General features: G+C 72.0%; 1 protein-coding gene. It reads right to left on the bottom strand.

The genetic code is table 11. The features are described 5' to 3' along the window. Window positions 1–669 (bottom strand): ATP-dependent 6-phosphofructokinase (locus LPA54_RS34480; protein ID WP_228984584.1); only part of this gene is annotated, 669 nt, incomplete at both ends.

The following is a 669-nucleotide window of genomic DNA, read 5'->3' on the forward strand; positions in this document are numbered from 1 at the left end:
CGGCTTGGCGCCCTCCGCCGCGACGACGATGGCGAACCGCTTCCCGGCCGAGAACCGCTCGCCGACCTTCGCGGTCAGCTCGTCGATGTCGAAGGGCCGCTCGGGCACCACGATGGCGTGCGCGCCGGCCGCCATGCCGGAGTGCAGCGCGATCCAGCCGGTGTGGCGGCCCATGACCTCCACGATCAGCACGCGCTGGTGCGACTCGGCGGTGGTCTTCAGCCGGTCCAGCGCCTCGGTGGCCACGCCGACGGCCGTGTCGAACCCGAAGGTGACGTCGGTGACGGCGATGTCGTTGTCGATGGTCTTCGGCACGCCGACTATCGGCAGCCCGTTGTCGGACAGCAGCCGGGCCGCCTTGAGGGTGCCCTCACCGCCGATGGGGATGATCGCGTCGAGACCGAGCTCCGCGACATGGCCCCGGGCCCGCTCCACACCGTCCCGCAGGTGCTCGGGACGCACCCGCGAGGAGCCGAGGATGGTGCCGCCGCGGGCGAGGATGCCGCTCACCGCGTCGAGGTCGAGCTTGAGGTAGTCGCACTCCAGGAGGCCCTTCCACCCGTCGCGGAAGCCGATGACCTCGTCGCCGTGGTCGACGACGGCGCGGTGCACGACGGACCGGATGACGGCGTTCAGGCCGGGGCAGTCGCCGCCGGACGTGAGGACACC

Source organism: Streptomyces sp. DH12, assembly GCF_020873895.1.
In the GTDB taxonomy this organism is placed as follows: Bacteria; Actinomycetota; Actinomycetes; order Streptomycetales; family Streptomycetaceae; genus Streptomyces.